This is a genomic window from Butyricicoccus sp. Marseille-Q5471 (assembly GCF_951230135.1).
GTDB lineage: Bacteria > Bacillota > Clostridia > Oscillospirales > Butyricicoccaceae > Agathobaculum.
Map to the genome: position 1 here is coordinate 182021 of NZ_CATNVC010000002.1, position 21649 is coordinate 203669.

The window sequence follows — 21649 nt, forward strand, 5'->3', positions numbered from 1 at the left end:
GGCTGTTGCGCTATAATCAGGGCAGAAACAAGGAGGTAAACATTCATGACACTTGGAGAACGCATATTAGAGCTGCGCAAAAAACACGGTTTGTCGCAGGAGGAACTTGCCATTACGCTGGGCGTATCGCGTCAAGCCGTATCCAAATGGGAGACAGGCGATGCCATGCCCGATACCGACAAAGTGATTGCGCTCGCAGTCTATTTTAAGGTGACGACCGACTGGCTGCTGCGCGGCATCGAAGCAGCGCCTGCCCCCGCCGGCCCTGCCGGTACTCCCAGCCGCGAAGAACTGGAAAACGCTTCGCCCATGCTGCTCGCCCTGACGCTGGGTGGCTGCCTGGTTGGCCTGATTCTGGTCTTGTACGATATTTCTCAGCAGTACCTGCTGCATATTCCCGCGATTATCGGCATCCTGCTGCAAATCGGCTCTTCGTCACTAGCCACGGGAGTCGGCCTGTATCTGCGCAACGACGCGGGACGGCGTTTTCTTCGCACGTTTTGGAGCATCGCGATCTGGATGATTGCGCCGCTTCTCTTCGGTTTTCTGTATACGATCTGCTCTCGCACCGTGTCCTACGGTTTTTTCAAGCTGGTTGGGCGCGTCGTGCCATTTTTTAACGAGGGCGGTTGGCCCATCCTCTTTCCTACCGCCATTTGCTTTACCGGATACGTTGTCTTTTGCCTGATTATTACCCTGCTTCTACGGCGCCTGAAAAAGAGTTGAATTTTTTTCATGGACAGGCTTGACTTATACTCGCTGCTTTGCTATAATGAATATCGTCGCTGAGAGATGCGACAAGAAAATAGCAAATGCGGCTGTAGCTCATCTGGTAGAGCGCCACCTTGCCAAGGTGGAGGTAGCGAGTTCGAGCCTCGTCAGCCGCTCCACAAAAGCACCGTTTGAACGGTGCTTTTTTCTTGCACTTTTTAGTGATAAGAGCCATCCCACAGCGGGATGGCTCTTTTTTCTGCTCCATTTATCGCGAGGTAATTCTGCCAAGCAGCCGCTCAAACTGTACGCCATGCATGGGATCCGTCCCCTGCGTTTCGGTATAAGCAATGCAGTCCTTGACAAATTCGCCCGCAAATGCGGAAGCACGGTTTAAATCGCTGCCGTTCAGCAGCGCACCCAGCATGGTCGCTGCAAACAAATCGCCCGTGCCCGGATAATATCGATTGATTCGCGCGTGCAGGCTAATCATACCCTGCTCCCCGTCAAAGCAGGCCGAACCGACCTGACCCTTTTCATAATCCAATCCAGTGAGCACAATCTGCGCCCCATAGCGCGTGTGCAGCGCACGCAGCCATTCCCATGTCTGCTCCGCGGAACAAGGCTTGTCCGCAGGCGCTCGGTCGAGCAGGATGGCCGCTTCGGTCGTATTCGGGGTAATGATATCCGCAATCTCGCACAGTTCTCGCATGCGTCTGCACATCTCAGGCGTATAGGTCTGGTAAACCTCACCGTTATCCCCCATCACAGGATCAATCAGCGTCAGCCCGTTGTCTGCGCATAGACGCTTTGCCGCCTGCTGCACCAAATCTATCTGCTCCGCCGAGCCGAGAAACCCCGCATAGACCGATTCGAAGCGCAGCCCCAGTTCGTCATACTGGTTGATTACACCCTGCATCACACCGGTCAAATCGCTCGTCACCCAATCAGGAATTGCCGTATGGGTGGAAAAAAAAGCCGTCGGCAGCGGCACACACTGGTGTCCGGCGGCGGAAAGCACTGCAATAATCGGCACGAGTGAGGAACGCCCATATCCCGACAGATCGTGCAGCGCAAGTATCTTTTTCTGCATGAAACCGTTCACATCCTTTTCTTCCTTAGCATACTTGTTTTTCCCTGTGCTGTCAACTTGCTTTCTCCCTGCTCGGATGGTAAAATAGTACGTATCTTGAAAGCGAATGCAAAGGAGTATGTTTATGCTGAAAGAACGCATCTTATCCATATTGCTCACCCTTGCGCTGCTGCTGCCCGCAGCCGCTGCCGCACCCGCGCCCGAGGAGGGACTGCGCGGTGTTTGGATCCCGAGCATCTATAATTTGGACTATCCCACCCGCCAAGGCATGACCGAGGCCGAGCTAAAGAGTCAGGCCAACGAAATTCTGGACAACGTGAAGGCCATGGGGCTAAATGCGGTCTTTCTGCAGGTACGGCCCGCGGCGGATGCGCTGTATGAATCGGATATTTTCCCGTGGAGCCGCTATGTCAGCGGCACGCAGGGACAGGCGCCCGCCGGTGGTTTCGATCCCCTTGCTTACTGGGTCGATGCGGCTCACCAGCGCGGACTGCAGCTGCACGCATGGCTCAACCCCTATCGCATCACACGTGGCGGGGAGAGCGACTGTACCTCGCTTGCATCGGATAATCCGGCAAAGCTGCATCCCGAGTGGGTCGTCAAATATGAGGATAACTACTACTTTAACCCCGGTTTATCGTCGGTTCGTGCAATGGTTGTCGACGGTGCGTGCGAAATCGCCGAAAATTACGATGTGGACGGCATCCATCTGGATGATTACTTCTATCCCGGCACAGACTTTTCCGATCAGGAGACCTACACCCGCTACGGCAAGGGCTTTGACAGCATTGACGACTGGCGTCGGGACAACGTCAATCAGCTGGTGGCCGATTTGGACAAAGCACTGCACGACGTTGACCCCGATCTTTCCTTCGGCATCAGTCCGGCAGGCATCTGGAACAACAAAAGCGCCGACCCGCGCGGCAGCGACACCGCAGGGCGCTCTTCCTATGCCGAAATCTACTGCGATACGCTCGCATGGATTGAAGCCGGTACGGTCGACTATGTCTGCCCGCAGATTTACTGGGAAATCGGCTTCAAAATAGCGGACTTCTCCAAGTTGGTCGACTGGTGGACCGATGCGGTCAAGGGTTCAGACGTTGATTTGTATGTCGGCGTAGGTGCATACCGGATGGAGGACGCCACGGCCGGATCGGTTTGGTCAGGTACGGATGAGCTGACACGCCAACTTAACCTGATTGCCAAGGATTCCGGCGTGTCCGGTGAAATTTTCTACCGCTACAATTCACTGACGCAGGTTGCAGGTGCGTCCGATGTGCTTTCCACGCACTACGCTGCCTCGCCTAGCCGACCCGAGGCGCAGACGCCGTCTCCCGAGCAGCAGGCCGACGGCCTCATCGAAACCTTTTCCCGTTTTATTCTGGCGCTCTTCCATTAAGGGGGTCTTAAAGTGCAGAATGTTCTTACCCGTGAATACGAGGTCAATTACAGTCACATTGACAACCGCGGTATTGCCCGCCCATCCTTCTTGTTTGACATCATGCAAGACGCGGCCACTGTGCACGCAGAGGAGCTCCACCTGAGCCGCGAACAACTCAGCGTCCTCTGGGTGCTCTCGCGCATGAAAGTCGAACTGACGCGCCCTCTGCAGCCGTATGAACGCATTCAGTGTGAAACATGGTGTCCCGGCATCCGAGGAGCAAGCTGGTATCGCAGCTTTGCCTTTTACGCGGGTGACAAGCAGGTGGGCGAAGCACAATCCATGTGGGTCACGCTCGAACCCGAAACACATCGCATCCTGCGTCCGAATGCATTCGCCGCCTCCGAAGCCTATTTGCACACCGCACGCGGCGAAATGTTTGCTCCCCTGCCCAAGCTCACGTGCGACAGCGTGCGTCTGCACCACGTGCACAACGTCAGCTATTCCGATTTGGATGTTAACAATCATGTCAACAACGTAAAGGTGGTCGATTTGATTTCCGATGCGCTTGATTTGCAGAAGCAACCGGGTTTTGTCTCTTCCATACAGGTCAACTATACGGCCGAAACCCAGTTCGGCGAGCAGCTCGCTCTGTCCTGCGGCACGGTCGACAGCGCACGCTATGTCTGCGGTCAAACGGAGGGCAAAACACACTTCGAGGCCATCGTTACATTGTCCCCAATCAAGGAGGTCTGAATCATGGATGAAGTCAGCCGGGTTTTGGGTGATATTCTCGGTGTTTGCATGCCGGAAAAGGTCATCCTGTTTGCCGAAAAGAGGACGATGTCCACCCGCAAGCTGAAGTCTCTCAGCCTGTGCGTCATCGTGGGCGAAAATGAGAATCCGCGCGCACTGCGCACCCGGATGCATTTAGCCGTCTCGGTTGATGTGCCGGTAACGCTCTGCGTCTACACCGCCGAGCAATGGGAGGAGCTGCTTGAAGACGAATCCTCCTATGCCGCATGGATTGCGCGGAAAGGGCAGGTGTTATATGGGCCGAAAACGTAAAGGGGCATCCGACAGCCAGTTTTACTACAAATGGCTAGACAAGGCGCTGTGCGATTTGCAGTGCGCCCGCATTCTCCACACCTACGGCGGGGATATGTACAACATTGCCTTTCACTGCCAACAGGGCATTGAAAAGGCGCTCAAGGGGTATCTGCTTTTTCGCACCGGTCGGCATTTTGACGGACACAACCTGACCTATCTGTGCCGGCAGGCCATTCACCTTGACGCCGCCTTCAACGAATACCTCGACGAAAGTGCGGCGCTCAACGACCTGTATATTGAAACGCGATACCCGACCGACCTACCGTTCGAGATTGACGAGCTTGAGATTCGGCGCTACCTCGAGATGGCCGAAATCATGTTTGCCGCCATCCGCAAAGAGCTGTACGCAGCCGGCCGCCCGCATCAAATTTCCGAATAGAAAAAGCGCCATGCAGAAGCATGGCGCTTTATATTATTCCTCGCGGTGTTTGAGCGGAACGCCGTGCTGAATCGGCTTCCACTCTACTTTTTGCATCAGTGCAACAATCGAAATCGGCACATAGGTCAGCATAAAGAACGGGAAGGTAAACACGCTGAGCAGTTTTTTATGTACCGGCCCGTCAATCTTTTTCCATTCGCAGAGCATACTGATTGCTCCGAAGCAGAATAAACTGCACCACAGTCCCATCACGGTCATTACCGTGATGTGCATCAGCAGACGCAGCACACGATACATCACATAAATCGGCTGCGTAAAGCAGGTTACGCCGACTACCAAGCCGACCAAGATTGCCGTCACGGTAATCAGATTGCAGGGGGCGACCGTCATCAGCATATCGTAGCAGGAGAAACCCCTTCTGCCGCCGCGCAGCGTGCCCCGCAGCAGTGAACCCATATATTTTGCATCCACTTGATAAAAGCCCTTGCTCCAGCGCATGCGCTGATCCCAGGACTGCTTGAAACGCGTCGGCTGTTCGTCGTAGACCACCGCTGTGCCGCAGTAACCGATCTTGCGTCCCTCCACTGCGCAGGACACGGAAAACTCAATATCCTCCGTCAGCAGATGGTAGGGCCAACCGTTTTTCTCCCGCAGCACGTCGCCGGAAATCAAAAAGCCTGTCCCTGAAACAGCACAGTTGATGCCAAGCTGTGCACGCGGCTGGTTTAAAAACCGACCCTCACGCACAAACCACAGCGAATATCCCGCCGTAATCCAGTTGTCACAAAAATTCTTGGAGTTACGGTAGCAGGTAATCGCCGCGTAGTCACTTCCATCGAACATTTTGTTCATCTCGGTAACGAAATCTTGGTCGACGATATTATCTGCATCGAATACGAAGAAGCCATCGTAGGTGTCGCGTCCGTGGTTCTGAAAGATGCGCTGAATCAGGAAATCCATTGCATAGCCCTTGCCTACCTGCGTCTTGTTGAACCGTTCATATACAAAAGCGCCGGCAGCGCGCGCCACCGTGGCGGTATCATCGGTGCAGTTATCCGCGATCACGAAAATATCAACCAGTTCCTCGGGATATCTCTGCTTTTTCAAGCTTACGATCAGTCCCTCAATTACATTTTGCTCATTGCGCGCCGCAATCATCACGGCGTAGCGATGCGGCGGCGCATCCTCACGTCCCTTACGCCCCCTGCCAAGCAGTCCGACTGCCAAATAGACCATTTGGTATGCATACGCGGCAGTAAAAAACACAAACAGTACAAACTGCAGGCTCTCCAAAAACCGTATCATGATGATGATCTCCTTAATCTCTGTAAAGTCGCAAATGTCCGCTTACTATGATATCACTTCATACATTTTTTTCAATGACGTTTCACACAAATTTCCCGGGTAATTTTAATTTTTCTCTGGTGAAATCTCAGGTCACACACGCTTCATCATTGACACTATCTAACATAAAGGGCACCGCCCAATGGCGATGCCCTTTTCTCAATACAGTTTTCTCTTTTTGAGCAAGTACCACGCTCCTGCGCAGGCCACAACCGATATAATCAGCGGAATCCACCAGAAAACATCGCCCGGAATCACACCGCCCTCGATATTCATGCCATAGAAGCCGAATACAATGTTGGGAATCGTCATGATGATGGTCAGCACCGTGAGCACCTTCATGATGATATTCAGGTTGTTCGAAACGACCGACGCATACGCATCCATCGTGCCCGATAAGATGCTCGAGTAAATGCCCGCCATTTCAATGGCCTGGCGAATCTCAATCAGCGCATCCTCAAGGATATCACGATCATCCTCGTACAGCTTGAGCACGCGGCCGCGCAGCACCTTTTCCATTGTCACTTCGTTGCCCTTCAGCGAGGCCGAAAAGTAAACCAACGATTTGGATAAACCGAGCAGTTGAATGAGTTCCTCATTCTTCAGCGAATCGTAGAGTCGCTTTTCGACCTTGGTAAAGTCACGCTCAATCATGCGCAGGTTTTTCAGGAAGCGTCCGGCCACGCGCAGCAGGATTTGAAACACAAACCGCGTGCGCAACGCCGTATGAACGCCCTTAACCGCGCCTTCTGCAATCGAGCGCAGAATAACCGTGTCCTCCAGACAGACTGTGATGACTGCATTTTCCGCCACCACAATGCCCATTGGCAGGGTGCTGAACAGCTGCTGCCCGCCCTCGCCCGAGTTGCGTTCCACCATCGGCACGTCGATAATCATCAGAAGCTGATCATCCTCCGTATCGACACGCGAGCTTTCCTCCGGGTCGAGCGCCGCGCGGACGAAATCCTCCTCCACGCGTGCAAAACGAGCAATTTCCTCAATTTCATCCGAGCTTGGCCGGACCATATTGACCCAGCAGCCATCAGCGAAATCCGGAATCGCGGTCACTTGTCCGTCTATCGTCTTGTAATATTCTACCATAGCGTACCACCTTTCCGCGGCAGGCTATGCGCATGCCCCACCGCGTGTCTTTATTCTTTTGAAAATACTTCGGGGTTCGGGACTCACGGTGAGATCACTTCCTTTTTACCAAAATTTAATAGGGTCTTTTCAGACTAAAACAGCCCTTTTCAGGGCTGTTTTGTTGACGCTTTAACGATTGTTTATCTGTCCTTATCGAAAATACGCATCAGTACATCGAATGCGGCATCATCGGAACCGACTTCGTTTGAGGACTTGTCCGCTGCAGGAGCCGAGGTGGCTGCGCTGCTGAACAGGCCTGCGGAAGCGGGCTGCTCCTTTTTGCCGTCCATCGCCAGTGTTGCCGAGTTGGGCGCCTTATCAAAACCGGTGGCAATAACCACAACACGGATTTCATCGTCCATGCTCTCATCGATGAACGCACCGAAGATAATATGTGCATCGGGGTGAGCCGCCTGCTGCACCATGGTAGCTGCAGTCTCGACTTCATCCAGACCGATATCGTCCGACCCGATGACGGAAACAATGACGCCGCGTGCGGAGTCGATCGAGGTCTCGAGCAGCGGGCTGGAAATTGCCATACGGGCAGCCTCGGCAGCCTTATCCTTACCGGCGGCGCGGCCGGTGCCGATATGTGCGTAGCCTGCATCCTTCATGACCGAGGTCACGTCTGCAAAGTCAAGGTTAATGAATCCCGGAACGGTAATCAGCTCAGAGATATTGGCAACTGCCTGACGCAGCACGCCATCGGCGATTTCAAACGCGTTCTTAAAGGTAATCTTCTGCTCGGAAACGAACTTGAGGCGTTCGTTCGGGATGATAACCAACGAGTCAACGTTCTGGCACAGCGCATCGATGCCGCTCAGTGCCTGCTCGAGGCGCTTCTTGCCTTCGAACGAGAACGGACGGGTAACAACGCCAACGGTCAGGATGCCCATCTCGCGCGCAATCTGCGCCACGACCGGAGCCGCACCTGTACCGGTGCCGCCGCCCATGCCGGCGGTGATAAATACCATGTTGGTGTCCTGCAGCGCAGCTGCAATCTGCTCGCGGCTCTCTTCTGCCGCCTTACGACCAATTTCGGGGTTGGCGCCGGCGCCCTGTCCCTTGGTCAGCTTTTCGCCGATCTGAATTTTCGTACCGGCCTGAGAAAAATTCAGCGCCTGCATATCGGTGTTGACCGAAACGAACTCAACACCCTGCACGCCGCTTTCAACCATGCGATTGACTGCGTTACCGCCGCCACCGCCAATACCGATGACCTTAATGCTCACCACATTGTCCAAGCCAGATTCAAACTGAAAACCCATTGTTGCCATCCTCCGTTATGATTAAAGATCTAAGTAAATTCTGTTATTGCGTCTGTCGGGAAATACACGCGGAATCCAATTCACCTCACGCGCGGGCAGCATGCCCCTATTGTTTTAATTTTAACCCCATTTCACGCATTTTGCAACATATATTAGTGAATTCCTCAAAAAAAACTTGAAATTTTCTGTCGCTTTACACCAAAGGAATCCATTTCATGCAGAAAACCGGGCAATTCCCACGAAAAACGCCGGTTTTTGTTCCTTTTCCCGGGGTTATTGATCGCTATTTCCAGTTTCCCCGGCATCACCGTTCGCAGCCTCGTCCGAATTCCCGGCAGCGGTATCGCCCGATGCTGCTTCGCCGGACACGTCTGTTTGAGGCTTGTCCCCTGCTGCAGTTGCCGTTCCCGCAGTGTCAGCAGGCTGCTGGGCATCGCCCGATTCCGTCGACTGCGTACCGTTTAAAATCGTCGCAGACAACGCGACATTTTCCGCCGTGTCGGGCACAAAATGTAGCCGCTGCTTGCCGTCCCAATAAAGCCGTCCAACGTCGGATGGCGAGAGCCGGCCCTCAATCACATTTTTTGCAAACCGCAGGCGATACCCCACCTGATCGACCGTGCCGACCCGAATATCAAACCGGCCGAGATAGCCGATTCGGATGTCGGTCAGCGACTGCAGGTTGATGAAGCGCACCTCATCCATCATGGAGTTGCTCTTGACCTCATCAAGCACGGTCATCAGCACATTGATATACGCGTCCTTCGTGCGGTCCAGCGTCTGCCCAAGCTGTATCCCCAGCATGGACACACCCGTAATCACAGGCAGGCCGCCGTCGGTATTGGTCTGCTCAAGCACCTTTCCGGTGCTGCTCAGCAGGTAATACCCGCCGTCTGCCGGGACTGCAAGCGCAGCCTTGCATTCGGTGACGGATACGATGAGTGTATCCGGCAGATGGCGGCGAATGCGCACGCTTTCCAAATAGGGAAATTTGACACGCAGGTTATTTGCCTCCGCAACCTTGTTCCAAAGATACAGGTTGTCCCCCATTTTCACATCCATACCGTCTACAATTTCGTGCTGCGTGTATCGGATGTTGCCTTCCACCTCAACTGAGTTGACCTTGAAGAACACCGTGACTGCGAGGATTGCCGCGGTCAGCAATACGGCGACAAAAGCAATTTTGCCGGCCAGATGGAATATCTGCTGCCGTCGTCCCGCCTGCCGCCGCCGCTGTTCAATTGTTTTCTGCTTCCGTTTACGCTTTTTCACTGCCGCCGCCCTCTTATCGCTTTCCGGCTGCAATCGCCTGCATGATTTGCTGATAAATCTGCTCACTCGCGTCGTGTGCGGCGAGCTTGGTTGCGTCATGTCCCATTCGGCGCAGTCTGTCTTGATCAGACAGCATGCTGCCAATCATCTCGTACAGTTTTTCCGGGGTTGCGTCTTTTTCAAGCAGTACGGTGCAGCCGCCTGCCGCTTCAAGCGCACGCGCATTTTTTTCCTGATGATTTTCCGCAACATATGGGGAGGGCACCAGAATCGCCGGACGTCCCAGCATACACAGCTCGCCCAGTGTGGCTGCGCCCGCACGGCATACCACCAGATCGGCAGCCGCCAAGCGGTCATCCATATCATAAATATACTCAACCAGCTTCACATTCGGATGCCGCTCCAAATCTGCGCCCTTTTCAGCGGCCAGACGGGGCATCCACTCACGTGCGGCGCTGCCGGACGCATGGACGTGATGGTATTTCACATTGTTTTTGCACTCAAGCGCGAGCAGCCCTGCCATATGCTCGTTCATGTACTTTGCACCCATGGAACCCCAGAACGAAACAACCAGCTGATCCGTCTCACCCAGTCCAAACTTGGCGCGGGCACGTGTGCGGTCGGCGGTCACAATCTCACCGCGCACCGGCGAGCCGGTCACAATAATCTTATCGCCCCCGCCCAGCAGTTCCTTGGCCTGCTCAAAACAGACGAGCACACGATCCGCCTTTTTTGAAAGCATCTTGGTCACCTTACCGGGCAGCGCGTTGACCTCAAGCAGCACCGTAGGAATGCCCATCTGCTGCGCCGCCTTGACCACAGCAAACGAAGCATAGCCGCCGCATCCGATAACACAATCCGGCCGCGCCTTTTGCAGCAGCTTTTTCGCCTTGGACACCGCGCCGACCGCAAGCTTTGCAGCCTTCACATTGTGTGCCAGTCCCTTGGGGCTGAGCGAGCGCGACAGACCGATAATCTCAATCGCATCGAGGGGATACCCTTCGCGCGGAACAAGCTTGTTCTCGATGCCACGCTCCGAACCCGCGAACCGAATGACCGTGTCCGGATGCTTGTGCTCAAAATAGCGTGCGATGGCAAGACCCGGCGTAACATGGCCGCCCGTGCCGCCGCCCGTAATATACAGCTTCAATGTTCTTCCCCCATTTACAATACGCTATTGTTCCGCCTGCCGCACATCGACGCGCATATAGCGGGATATATTGAGTAATATGCCCATCTCGAGCAGCTGCATGAGCAGCGCCGTACCGCCATAGCTGAAGAACGGCAGGCTCGCGCCCGTAACAGGAATCAGCCCGCTGACAACAAACAGGTTCATCAGCGTCTGAATGGCGAGTTTTGCTGTAATGCCGGTAGCAACCATGCAGCTGAACTTATCCGGTGCAGCACGTGCGATGGTGAAACCGCGATAAATCAGGTAAGCGAAGAGCAGAATCACAATCAGCGCACCGATGAAACCCATTTCCTCGCTCCATGCCGAAAAAATGAAGTCGTTCTGCGGCTCGGGCAGATACAGGTGTTTTTGCCGTCCCTGCCCCAGTCCCAGACCGAAAAATCCGCCCGATCCTATGGCAATCTGGCTCATAGAGCCTTGGTAGCCCTTGTCTGCCATATCCTGAAACGGATCGAGCCACACACTGATTCGATCGCGCACATGTTCCTGCGTCATGTAAAACACCGTGCCGACAACCGCGCCGACCACGCCGACCGGTGCAAAATACCAAAGGCGCATCCCGGCGGCAAACATCATCGTAACACCGATGCCGAAAATAATAATGGTTGCCGACGTGTGCGGCTCCATCAGCAGCAGACCCGCAATCACAATTAGCAGCAGGCCGTACGGCTTTGCCATACCCTTAATGCTGCGCACGCTTGAGGGGTCTTTCGCAATCCAATAAGCGAAGCAGATGATAACGGCGATTTTGGAAACCTCCGACGGCTGAAAACCGAACAGCCAGCGCCGCGCACCGTTTGACACCGTGCCAAGCGGTGTGAGCACCAATACCAGCATGGCCAGTGCCACAATCAATAGCGGCTTGTAGAGAGATGCATAAATTTTGTAGTTAATTTTGGAAATAAACAGCATTGCACCTACACCCACCAGTGCAAACATACCCTGACGAGAGATAAAGTAGGTTGCGCTGCCAAAGCGATAGTAGCCGGTGGAATAGCTTGCGGAGAACAGTGCAATCAGGCCGATTGCCAACAGCATCAGGATGGAAAACAGCAGGCCTGCATCCCAACTGCCGGCGCGCTGACGCGTGCGGCGCTCGCTTTTCGGTTGCTCCGACTTTCGCGGCTCACGACGCATTTCACGAACATTGGTACTTGTTGCGGCCATGAGCCACCTCCAAAATAGTTTTAGATTATTGCATCGGTGTAACAACACCGTAATAAGCAAGGATACACATCAAAATCGTAACACCAGCAAAGATCATAACGATTTTTTTCTCGCCCCATCCGCACATCTCAAAGTGATGGTGAATCGGCGCCATTTTGAACAGCCGCTTGCCGCCGGAAATCTTAAAGTAAGATACCTGCAAAATAACAGACAGCGTTTCAATGATATAAATCAGACCGACTGGCAGCAGAATGAGCGGCATATCGCACGCAAACGCAAGCCCCGCGACCGCGCCGCCAAGAAAGAGCGATCCTGTATCGCCCATAAACACCTTGGCAGGATTAAAGTTATAAATCAAAAAGCCGAGCAATCCGCCTGCAAGCGCAGCCGCAAAAACGGTAACGCCCATCCGCTCGGTGAGTACACCCACCGCGGCGAAGAACACCGCAACGGGCAGCGTCACCCCTGCGGCGAGGCCGTCGATGCCGTCCGTCAGGTTGACCGCGTTGTCCGCGCCGACAATGACGAAGGCCGCGAAGATAATGTATGCCGGCCAGGGCAGGCTGATTACGATATCCGTAAACGGAATCCACAGGGTGGGCAGTCCATCCGACTGCAGAAACAGTACCAGAATAAAGGCCGCGGCGACCAAAATCTGCAGCACCATTTTCTGGCGTGCGGTCAGACCCGCGTTTTCCTTTTTCTTGATTTTAGCATAATCGTCTACCAGACCGACTGCGCCATATGCCGCGGCAAGGCCGAGCATGGCAATTGCAGAAACGTCCATCTCGCCGGTCAGCACCAGACCCGCTGCAACCGCAGCTATAATACCGATAATGAACATAAATCCGCCCATTGTCGGGATATTCTGCTTGTTCATATGCCATTTCGGACCGATTTCCAATATCTTTTGTCCAAATTTCATCTTTTGCAAATAGCGGATAACACCGGGGCCGATAGCCGCCGTTACCACAAACGCAATCGCGCAAACGATCAGTGCCAGTCTCATTCTTGTACGTCCTCCCCCAGAAACAATGCGAGTGCACGCTCCATTCTCATGCCGCGGCTGCCTTTAAAAAGCAGTGCGTCGCCCGGTTTCGCCTCCGCGCACAGCGCGGCGACCAGCGCCACCTGATCGTCAAACGCGAACGCCTTGCCAAGTCCTTTTTCCTGTGCGCCCGCGACCATCAGGCCTGCGTCAGGCCCGAAGGCAAACAGCGCATCGGCATATTCTGCGGCAGCGCGTCCGGCTCTCCGATGTCCCTCCTCCGTGTAGTCTCCCAACTCCAGCATCGAGCCGAGCACAGCGAAGCGCCGTCCCTCCGGCGCCATCCGGCCCAGCACGGCAAGGGTGGCCTCCATTGCGTCCGGACTTGCGTTATAGCAGTCGGCAAAGATATGATAGCCGCCTTTTTCGTAGATATTCTGGCGCATACCGCTCGCCTCGTACGACAACAGCCCCTGCGCAATCTCCGCGGGCCGCTCGCCGAGCAGCAGGCCGACCGCGGTGGCAGCCAGTGCATTGAGTACATTGTGTGCGCCGGGCAAATTCAGTTTTGCAGTGAATTTCTGTCCGATCGGCAGGGTTTCGTTCTGCAAACCGCTATTTACTATATCAAATGTACCGTCCTCATACAAGTCACAAATGAGGTCACACGCGGTGTTTTTTAATCCGTAGGTCACAGTGCGGCAGCCGAGCGTGTCGCGCTTTTCCCAAAGCAGCGGTTCGTCGCCGCACAGAATTGCACAGCCATCCGGCTTTAACCCTTCGAGAATTTCAAGCTTTGCCTTGCAGATTCCCTCTCGCGAGCCGAGAAACTCAATATGCGAGGTGCCGATGTTGGTAATCACCGCCAAATCAGGCTTCGCCGCTGCCGTCATCCGGCTGATTTCACCGAAGTGGTTCATGCCCATCTCACAGACCATGACCTCGGTGTCCCGCGTCATGCGAAACAGAGTCAGCGGCACGCCAATCTCGTTATTGAGATTGCCTTCAGTCTTCTGCGCACGATACTTCTGACGCAGCACGGCATAAACCAGCTCCTTGGTCGTCGTCTTGCCGACCGAGCCGGTCACGCCGACCACCCGCCCTCCGCAAAGGTCGCGGTAACCGCTTGCCAAATCCAGCAGCGCCTGCGCGGTGTTTTCCACATAGAGCGCCGGCACCGGATAGCTTTCGTTTTCTCGATGCGACACCACCGCAGCAGCACCGTTGTTAATTGCCTTCTCAATGAAGTTATGCCCGTCAAAGCGCTCACCCGCAAGGGGCACGAACAGTGTACCTGCTTCGATTTGACGCGAGTCGGTCGAAATATGCTCGAGCAGCTGTTCTCCGGTCGCTTCGCCATTTGTCCACTGGGCGGCCTGTCTGAGCGTAAAACGTTCCACTACGATGTCCTCCGATGTCTTTTTTTACTTCTTTTGCGCAAAATACGCCGCAATGACCTCGCGTTCGTCGAGGTGATGCTTCACGTGGTTAATCTCCTGATACGTCTCGTGTCCCTTACCCATAAGGACAATCACATCATCGGCCTTGGCATGGTCGAGCGCCCAATGAATGGCCTCAGGTCGGTTAGCGATGACCTGCATCGGCGTTTTCGTACCCTGCATTCCCGCAAGAATATCGTCAATGATGGCCTGCGGCTCCTCAGTGCGCGGGTTATCCGAGGTTACAATGCAGAAATCAGCCAGACGCGCCGCAATCGCACCCATTTTAGGACGCTTGGTGCGGTCACGATCGCCGCCGCAGCCAAACAGCGCAACGACGCGCCCCTTGGCAAAGCCGCGCACGGCCTTCAGCACATTTTCCACGCCGTCAGGCGAATGCGCATAGTCAATCAGCACCGTATAGTTCGTATCGGTCGGCACAACTTCAACGCGGCCCTTGACGCCGGTCGCAGTTGCAAGCGACTTGGCCGCATCCTCCAGCGTTACGCCGCAGGATAGCACCGCACCGAGTGCAGCGAGCGCATTTTCAACCGAAAAATGTCCCGGAATCGGCAGTTTAACGCGTGCAAGTTCGTTCATTGTGCTTGCAAGGAAGTCTACACCGTCCGCACGCATGACAATGTTTTTCGCCGTCAGCCCCGCCTCATCCTTGTCGCAGGAGAAGGTCAGGCACGGGCATTTTGCATCAATCAGCATGGCAGGCGCGGCCGCATCGTCCAGATTAATAACACCCTTGTCGCACACCGAGAACAGCATCGCCTTGGCCTTGCGGTACTCCTCCATCGTCTTATGAAAGTCGAGGTGATCCTGCGTCAGGTTGGTGAACACGCCGACCGCAAAGCGGATACCGTGCACACGGTCGAGCACGAGTGAGTGAGATGAAACCTCCATAATTACATGGGTACAGCCTGCGTCACGCATGCGCGCAAAGAGTGCGTGAAGCTCGTAAGACTCCGGCGTGGTACGCTCGGTCTCAATGACCTCGTCACCGATCAAATTCTGATTCGTGCCGATCAGGCCGACCTTATGTCCCGCTTCCTCAAGCATGTGCTTGACAAGATAGGTCGTCGTTGTTTTGCCATTGGTGCCGGTCACGCCAATCATGGTCATTGCATCTGCCGGATGGCCAAACCGGTTGGCCGCAATCTCCGCCAGCGCGCGGCGCGCGTTCTTGACCACAATGGCCGGTGCGCCCGCAGGCGCTTCTTCACACACGATGGCGGCTGCGCCCTGCTCGAGCGCCTTGCCGATATACCGGTGGCCGTCGGTCGCGTAGCCGCGGATGGCAACGAACAAATCGCCCTTGCCCACCGCGCGCGAATCGTAGCACACCTCGTGCAGTTCCATATCGAGCGGAACAGAGGCGCTTACGACCTCAACTCCCTGCAGAAGCTCCTGTAATTTCATCGTTTTGTCTCCTTCCGTCAGTCGCCGATGTCGGTCGAGTTGGCAAAGTCCACTGTGATGACCGAGCCGATGCTCACCTTGGCACCCGCAACCGGATTCTGTTTGCTGGCTGTCGTCTCACCCGTTGTCTGCGAGGTTGCGACACCCTTACGCTTCATATACAATCCGAGACCGGCAAGCCGATCGCGGCAGTCGCTCGGGGACAGGCCGGTCAAATCCGGCACACTGATTTGCTCGGTCGGCTTTGCGCCGCCCATATAGAGAATAACCGAACCGTTTGCCGGGATTTTCACACCGTTGGCGGGCACCTGATCTGTGACCTTATCGCCGTCGCCCACTGTGCGGTAGCTCAGACCGGACTGCTTGAGCGTTGCGCCCGCCTGTTCCTCGGTCGAACCGATGAGGCTGGGCACGGACAGCTCGCGGCGGTCGTTTTCTTCTTCACTGTAGCTCGGTGTAACGCCCAGATACGGCAGTACATCCTCCATCACGCGGCCTACGACCGGCGCTGCAATTGCGCCGCCGCCGTGGGTGGCCGATTCGGGCAAATCCTGAATGGCGACGATGATTGCAATCTGCGGATCGTCCATCGGCGCTACGCCGATGAAGGATGCGGTGTAACGGTCTTCCACATCGCCCGTTTCCTTCAGAATTTCCGAGGTTGCCGTCTTACCGCCGACGCGGTAGCCCGCGACATAGGCGTTTTTGCCGGTGCCCTTCGCAACAACCTGCTCCATTGCCTGGCGCATAAAGGCAGAGGTCTCGGCAGAGATGACCTGCCGCACAACCTTGGTCTCGGTCGTTGATTTGACCGAACCGTCGCCGTTGAGAACGTCCTTAACAAGGTAAGGCTGCTTGAGCTTGCCGTCGTCGACAATAGCGCAGGCCATGTTGAGCATCTGAATCGGCGTGACATTAAAGCGCTGTCCGAACGATGCAACAGCAAGCGAAACCTCGTTCCACGCGGTCGAATCATTGATGTTATGGAACAGACCGCTGGCCTCGCCGGGCAAGTCGATGCCGGTTTTGGAGTCCATGCCAAACGCCTTGTAATAGTCATAGAAACGGTCAAGACCGGTTTTAAATGCAATCTGCATCATTGCAACGTTGCAGGAATTCATCAGCGCCTCGGTCAGGTTTTCGCTGCCGTGGCCGCCGTACTTCCAGCATTTAATCGGCTTGGACCAGTCGCCTACCATCAGCGATCCGCCGCAATGGAAGGTATCCTGATCATGCACCAGACCCAGATCATATGCGGTCGCAACGTTCATCAGCTTGAAGGTCGAACCCGGCTCATACATATCCATGATGGTCGGGTTGCGCCACATCTTACTCAGCTGATCGGTGCGAGCCTTGGTCAGCTTGGTGACCAGATCGTCATTCTTCTGAATGCTCTCCGGCAGGTTGGCCAGACCGCCCTCCCGATAGTATTTGTCGGAAATCTCAGCCGTTACTCCTGCTTCGGCCAAAATCGCCGTAATTTTATCTTTTAGCTCGTTAATATAGCGCTCATTGGAAATCACATACGCACTGTTGGGATCAAAATCAGGCAGCGAAGCCATTGCCAGCACCGCGCCCGTCTTCACATCCATGACAATGCCGGAAACGCCGTCTCGCGCCTGCGGATTATCGGCCAGTGCGGTTTCCAGATGCTTTTCCAGATAGCTCTGGATATCGCTGTCGATCGTCAGTACCAGAGAGTTACCATCAGTCGCCGGGATATACTGCTCATAGTCATACGGCATATCCTGATTTTTTGCATTCTGTGCACGCACGATTCGTCCGGCTGTACCGGCCAGTTCATTTTCATACTGCGCTTCCAAACCGTATACGCCGACATTATCGCCATTGACGTAGCCGAGTACTGCGGACAGATACGCGCCGTACTTGTAATAGCGTTTGGTGTCCGGCTCGGAATAGATGCCGGTGCAATCGTTCTTGCTCAGTTCCTCGTACATCGCGGTAGCTGTATCTTTATCCACCTTGGAGGCAATAATCTGGTACATGGTATCTGTACGCTGAATTTTTGTCAGCACTTCCGCTGTATCCAATTCCAGATACTTGCTCAGGATTTCCGCCAGTGTTTGCTGCTGGGTCTCCGCCGTAATCCCTTTATCCAGTTTGGCTTCGTCTATCACACCCTTGGGGTTGATGACAATGCGTTCTGTCGACGCCGACCGTGCCAGCTCCTGCATATTGGTGTCATATATCGTACCACGGTTCGGCGTGACCAGTGTGTCACGGGTCTGCAGCATCGTCGCCTTCTGCACATAAAAATCATGATGCACCGTCTGCATATACAGCAGCCGCGCAGCGACCAGACCAAAGCCAAGCACAAGAATGAGCACCGTCAGCCAACCGACGCGTGCTCGCATTTGATTGTTCGGACCTTTGATTGCCATGTGTTACCTGTTCCTCCAAAACCATGTCGCCGCCGCATTCCGCGCCGTTGTCCGTCTGCCTGCCTTTAAAAAAGCGTAAGGAGTCAGAAGTGTCATTGCCACCTCTCACTCCCCTGTTACGCTATCCTATTCGCCGGCTCACCGAATATATTCCACGACAGCGGAAAAGCTCTTCGCCAGTCCGGAAAACAGCGCATTGAGTGATACGCCGCTTTCCTTGACTGTGATGCTGTCGGGATTGGTCAGCTCAACATATTCAATCTGTGCATTGTCCATCTTGACCATACCAAGACCGACTGCCTTTGCCTCAATTTCATCCATATTGAGGTTGTATGTCTGCTTGGTTGTCAGCGAAACGCTTTCCGCTGTCAGCTCTTCCAGTTTTTCGTTTGTCTGGGCAACCTCAGCGGTCAGCTGGGTCAGATTCATCTGACAAAACAGAATGAACACCGATACGACTGCAACGATGCCGATGCACGCCATCAAATCCGGACGAACAACGCCCTTTTTGCGGCGGCGCGGCTGTTTCGGCTCACGCGACTGCTTTGATTCACGCTCTTGCTGCGGCGGCACTTCGTTACTCGACACAGAACGCAGTTCTCGCCGCGTTTCGCGCCGGGCAGGCACAAAGCGCTCTTCATACAGCTGATAGGCTACGCTTTCCCTGCTTGCAGTCATCATGACATCGGTCCCTTTCTGTTAAATCTTTTCACAAACGCGCAGCTTGGCGCTGCGTGCCCGCGGGTTTTCTTCAATTTCTCTTTCATCCGGCAGGATGGGTTTGCGCGGCGTCAGTTTGACCAGCGGCTTTTTGCCGCAGACGCAGACCGGGAATTCCTTCGGACAGGTGCAGCCCTGCGCCGCCTGCGCAAAGGCCACCTTGACGATGCGGTCCTCCAAGCTGTGGAAGGTGATAACCGCGATTCGTCCGCCGGGATTTAGGCACGCAATCGCCTTCTCCATCGCTTCACGAACGGCCGCGAGTTCGTCGTTCACCGCGATGCGAATGGCCTGAAAGCTGCGCTTGGCCGGGTGCTGTTTTTCCCGCAGCGTCTTGGATGGCATTGACCCGCGAATCACATCGACCAATTCGAGTGTTGTCTCAATCGGCTTTTTTTCACGCGCCCGCTCGATGCCTGCCGCAATCAGCGGTGCATAGCGCTCTTCACCGTATTCAAATAAAATGCGGCGGATATCTTCTCGGCTCCAAGTGTTTACCACTTCGTACGCGCTCAAATGCTGGCTGCGATCCATGCGCATATCGAGCGGAGCGTCCTGCATATAGGAAAAGCCGCGTTCTGCATGGTCAAGCTGCGGCGAGGACACGCCGAGATCAAACAGAATGCCGTCCGCACCCGCAAGTCCCTGCGCGGCGAGCACCTGATCAATGTCGCGAAAGTCGCTTTTGACCGGCGTTACACGCTGCCATACCGATGCAAGCCGGGTTTCCGCGTTTTTCAGCGCTTCATCATCTCGGTCAATACAAATCAGCCGTCCCTTGTCGCTCAGCCGTTCGGCAATGCGAAGCGAATGCCCCGCGCCGCCGGTCGTCGCGTCAACATAGATCCCGTCCGGTTTAATCTGCAATGCGTCCAGGCAAGGCTCCAGCAAAATGGATACATGATGAAATTCCATACGCCCTCCCTGTTTCGATTAGAAGCCAAGATCCTCCATGGCCTCCATGATACGGTCATCGTTGATGCCCGCATTATATTCTGCCCATTTGGCAGCATCCCAAATCTCGGCGTGGTTTGATGCGCCGATGATTGCGGTTTCTTTTGTCAGTCCCGCGTATTCGCGGAGGTTCGCCGGCAGCAGGATACGACCCTGTGCATCCATTTCTGCATCAAATGCGGCGGAGAAGAAAAAACGCTGCAAATCACGGGACTTGCTCATCGGCAGCGAACGAATGCGTGCTTCCAGCACTTCCCATTCCTTTTCGGGATAGATTGCCAGACATCCGTCCAGTCCCTTGGTGACGGTGAATCGATCGCCCAGCTCATCCCGGAGCTTAGCAGGCATGGCAAGACGCCCCTTGGCGTCAATGGAATGCTTGTATTCACCTTTCACCGTTTTTACACCACGCTTTCCCTTCGGTGGGATTCATGACACTTCTCCCCACTTCTCACCACCCTGTAATCCATTATACTGACTGCCCTATGAAATTGCAAGGGCTTTTTCCAGATCGGTTACAGAAAATTATGCGTTGTCCGGCCATTTTTGCGCAAAACTGTACATTTCAAACACCTGTTCGATTGTTTTGACCATCCATTTTTTTCATCCTATGTAAAATGAGAAGTGGGGAAAAATCCCTGTAAAACGAAAAAAAGAACCGCCCTCAATGGGCGGTTCGCCGAAGCCAGGGAATGCAGGTGGTCGCTTGTGGTTACTTTGAGATGCTTTTGAAGCGCTGACGCGCCTTGCGCACCTCTTCCAGAGAGAGGGCTACGGCCTCTTCCGTGCGCTTGAGCGTATCCTCGCAATATTCATTTGCTACCCGACGCAGCTCGCGCGACTGAATCTCCGCGTTGCCGGCGATTTCCTTCGCCTTACGGCGTGCCGCAACAATCAGCTCGGTCTCGGATACCATCTGCCGGGCATCCTCCTCCGCCTGACGGCGAATCGCCTCTGCCTCACGCTTGCCCGCGGCCAGCATGTCATTTCGCTTTTCCACAATGTCCTGTGCCATTTTCAGGTCGCCCGGGAGCGTGTTGCGCAAATCATCCAGCAAGTCCAGCAAACGGTCGCGCTCGATGACGCACTTCTCACTGGCCAGGGGGATGCCCTTTGCGTCCTGTACCATATCATACATGCTATTGATCAGTTCGTCTAAAGTTGCCATCGTTTAGCCATCCTTTCTTGTTCGGAGCATAATATCATCTAAAATTTCAGCAGGGACAAATCCGGCGACATTGCCGCCGTGTACCGCAATATCCTTGACCACCGATGACGAAAGATACATGTATTCTGCGCTGGTCATGAGGAACACCGTATCCAGTTCGGGATTCAGCTTACGGTTTGCCAGAGCCATCTGAAATTCATATTCAAAATCAGACACCGCGCGCAGACCCTTGATAATCGCACACGCGTCCTGCTGCCTTGCGTAATCGGCAAGCAGACCTCCGAACGAGGTAATTTCGACGTTTGGCAGGTTGTTAATCGTACGGCGCAGCAGCTCCATACGCTCCTCTGTGTCAAACATCGGCACTTTGTTCTGGTTATGCATCACCGCAACGATTAGCTTGTCAAACACAGCCGATGCGCGCTTAATGATGTCCAAATGTCCCAGCGTGACCGGGTCAAAACTGCCCGGATAAATCGCAATCCTCATG

21 protein-coding genes and 1 tRNA gene are annotated in these 21649 nt (G+C 54.6%); 6 read left to right on the top strand and 16 right to left on the bottom strand.

Annotated features, from left to right (window positions below; all coding sequences use genetic code 11):
- Window positions 1-45 precede the first annotated feature (45 nt).
- A complete protein-coding gene (locus QOX26_RS03385) occupies window positions 46-726 on the top strand; it encodes a helix-turn-helix domain-containing protein (RefSeq protein ID WP_283673478.1) in 681 nt (226 codons plus the stop codon).
- Between the two features lie 88 nt (window positions 727-814).
- Window positions 815-890, top strand: a tRNA-Gly gene (locus tag QOX26_RS03390).
- Between the two features lie 89 nt (window positions 891-979).
- On the opposite strand, the gene QOX26_RS03395 is transcribed toward QOX26_RS03390, so the two are convergent.
- A complete protein-coding gene (locus QOX26_RS03395) occupies window positions 980-1804 on the bottom strand; it encodes a pyridoxamine kinase (RefSeq protein WP_283673479.1) in 825 nt (274 codons plus the stop codon).
- Window positions 1805-1928: 124 nt separating this feature from the next.
- Here QOX26_RS03395 and QOX26_RS03400 point away from each other — a divergent pair, with 124 nt between their 5' ends.
- Genes QOX26_RS03400 through QOX26_RS03415 form a run of 4 tightly spaced genes read left to right on the top strand, consistent with a single transcriptional unit; the run spans window position 1929 to window position 4674 of the window.
- On the top strand, window positions 1929-3203 hold the full coding sequence (locus tag QOX26_RS03400; protein WP_283673480.1) for a glycoside hydrolase family 10 protein: 1275 nt from the start codon (window positions 1929-1931) through the stop codon (window positions 3201-3203).
- 12 nt (window positions 3204-3215) lie between these two features.
- A complete protein-coding gene (locus tag QOX26_RS03405) occupies window positions 3216-3941 on the top strand; it encodes an acyl-[acyl-carrier-protein] thioesterase (protein WP_283673481.1) in 726 nt (241 codons plus the stop codon).
- A 3-nt stretch (window positions 3942-3944) separates the two neighbouring features.
- On the top strand, window positions 3945-4253 hold the full coding sequence (locus QOX26_RS03410) for a hypothetical protein (protein ID WP_283673482.1): 309 nt from the start codon (window positions 3945-3947) through the stop codon (window positions 4251-4253).
- Window positions 4237-4674, top strand: coding sequence for a HEPN domain-containing protein (locus QOX26_RS03415; RefSeq protein WP_283673483.1), 438 nt, complete (start codon window positions 4237-4239; stop codon window positions 4672-4674). Before QOX26_RS03410 ends, QOX26_RS03415 begins: the two co-directional genes overlap by 17 nt.
- Before the next feature lie 33 nt (window positions 4675-4707).
- Here the strand turns inward: QOX26_RS03415 and QOX26_RS03420 are convergent, their stop codons facing one another.
- The 15 genes from QOX26_RS03420 to coaD form a co-directional block, all read right to left on the bottom strand.
- A complete protein-coding gene (locus QOX26_RS03420) occupies window positions 4708-5979 on the bottom strand; it encodes a glycosyltransferase family 2 protein (protein ID WP_331488464.1) in 1272 nt (423 codons plus the stop codon).
- A 198-nt stretch (window positions 5980-6177) separates the two neighbouring features.
- Window positions 6178-7119, bottom strand: a complete 942-nt coding sequence (locus QOX26_RS03425) for a magnesium transporter CorA family protein (protein ID WP_283673484.1) — start codon at window positions 7117-7119, stop codon at window positions 6178-6180.
- Window positions 7120-7301: 182 nt separating this feature from the next.
- Window positions 7302-8429: a cell division protein FtsZ gene (ftsZ, locus tag QOX26_RS03430; RefSeq protein WP_283673485.1), complete on the bottom strand. Its 1128-nt coding sequence runs from the start codon at window positions 8427-8429 to the stop codon at window positions 7302-7304.
- A 273-nt stretch (window positions 8430-8702) separates the two neighbouring features.
- Window positions 8703-9701 carry a cell division protein FtsQ/DivIB gene (locus QOX26_RS03435; RefSeq protein WP_283673486.1) on the bottom strand — a complete coding sequence of 333 codons (999 nt, stop codon included), beginning with the start codon at window positions 9699-9701 and terminating at the stop codon, window positions 8703-8705.
- Between the two features lie 13 nt (window positions 9702-9714).
- Complete coding sequence (gene murG / locus QOX26_RS03440; protein WP_283673487.1) at window positions 9715-10851, bottom strand: undecaprenyldiphospho-muramoylpentapeptide beta-N-acetylglucosaminyltransferase; 1137 nt, start codon at window positions 10849-10851, stop codon at window positions 9715-9717.
- Between the two features lie 24 nt (window positions 10852-10875).
- Entirely contained in the window at window positions 10876-12060 is a 1185-nt protein-coding gene (gene ftsW / locus QOX26_RS03445) for a putative lipid II flippase FtsW (protein ID WP_283673488.1), read from the bottom strand.
- Window positions 12061-12085: 25 nt separating this feature from the next.
- Window positions 12086-13069: a phospho-N-acetylmuramoyl-pentapeptide-transferase gene (gene mraY, locus QOX26_RS03450; protein WP_283673489.1), complete on the bottom strand. Its 984-nt coding sequence runs from the start codon at window positions 13067-13069 to the stop codon at window positions 12086-12088.
- On the bottom strand, window positions 13066-14448 hold the full coding sequence (locus QOX26_RS03455) for a UDP-N-acetylmuramoyl-tripeptide--D-alanyl-D-alanine ligase (RefSeq protein ID WP_283673490.1): 1383 nt from the start codon (window positions 14446-14448) through the stop codon (window positions 13066-13068). Before QOX26_RS03455 ends, mraY begins: the two co-directional genes overlap by 4 nt.
- A gap of 24 nt (window positions 14449-14472) precedes the next feature.
- A complete protein-coding gene (locus tag QOX26_RS03460) occupies window positions 14473-15915 on the bottom strand; it encodes a UDP-N-acetylmuramoyl-L-alanyl-D-glutamate--2,6-diaminopimelate ligase (RefSeq protein WP_283673491.1) in 1443 nt (480 codons plus the stop codon).
- Between the two features lie 17 nt (window positions 15916-15932).
- Window positions 15933-18317, bottom strand: a complete 2385-nt coding sequence (locus tag QOX26_RS03465) for a penicillin-binding transpeptidase domain-containing protein (RefSeq protein ID WP_283673492.1) — start codon at window positions 18315-18317, stop codon at window positions 15933-15935.
- 138 nt (window positions 18318-18455) lie between these two features.
- A complete protein-coding gene (locus QOX26_RS03470; RefSeq protein WP_283673493.1) occupies window positions 18456-18998 on the bottom strand; it encodes a hypothetical protein in 543 nt (180 codons plus the stop codon).
- Window positions 18999-19016: 18 nt separating this feature from the next.
- Entirely contained in the window at window positions 19017-19952 is a 936-nt protein-coding gene (rsmH, locus tag QOX26_RS03475; RefSeq protein ID WP_283673494.1) for a 16S rRNA (cytosine(1402)-N(4))-methyltransferase RsmH, read from the bottom strand.
- Between the two features lie 18 nt (window positions 19953-19970).
- Window positions 19971-20387 carry a division/cell wall cluster transcriptional repressor MraZ gene (mraZ, locus tag QOX26_RS03480; RefSeq protein WP_283673495.1) on the bottom strand — a complete coding sequence of 139 codons (417 nt, stop codon included), beginning with the start codon at window positions 20385-20387 and terminating at the stop codon, window positions 19971-19973.
- A gap of 316 nt (window positions 20388-20703) precedes the next feature.
- Window positions 20704-21159 carry a hypothetical protein gene (locus QOX26_RS03485; RefSeq protein ID WP_283673496.1) on the bottom strand — a complete coding sequence of 152 codons (456 nt, stop codon included), beginning with the start codon at window positions 21157-21159 and terminating at the stop codon, window positions 20704-20706.
- A gap of 3 nt (window positions 21160-21162) precedes the next feature.
- Window positions 21163-21648, bottom strand: a complete 486-nt coding sequence (coaD, locus tag QOX26_RS03490; RefSeq protein ID WP_283673709.1) for a pantetheine-phosphate adenylyltransferase — start codon at window positions 21646-21648, stop codon at window positions 21163-21165.
- Between the last annotated feature and the right edge of the window lies 1 nt (window position 21649).